We start from the raw sequence: 260 nt of genomic DNA, 5'->3' as shown, positions 1-260 counted from the left end.
GGCAAGTCCACTCCCGGACGGACAAATCCTTTGTGCCGGACCACTGAGCGCCACAAACGGAGCACAGTTGGGAGGACGGAAAGAAGCGGTCTACCGTGACTACCTGTTTCCCATACCACTGAGCCTTGTATTCCAACTGCCGCCGGAACTCACGTAAGCGCTCAATAACCACCCGTATACAGTCAAAACCCGGTAGGACTTGCAATCCTACCGGGTTCGTTTATTTGCAATCAGAGGTCTCCAAATATTTACGGCGTTTT

General features: G+C 52.3%; 1 protein-coding gene. It reads right to left on the bottom strand.

The window, feature by feature from the left end; all coding sequences use genetic code 11:
• Positions 1 to 172, bottom strand: a 172-nt coding sequence (locus H6B51_RS17455) for a zinc ribbon domain-containing protein (RefSeq protein WP_335342202.1), incomplete at its 3' end; no start/stop codon positions are given.
• Between the last annotated feature and the right edge of the window lie 88 nt (positions 173 to 260).

It is taken from the genome of Pseudoflavonifractor phocaeensis (genome assembly GCF_016901955.1).
GTDB classification, from domain to species: domain Bacteria; phylum Bacillota; class Clostridia; order Oscillospirales; family Oscillospiraceae; genus Flavonifractor; species Flavonifractor phocaeensis_A.
The sequence above is the reverse complement of the archived record's forward strand: the minus strand, read 5'-3'. Positions and strand labels throughout refer to the sequence as shown.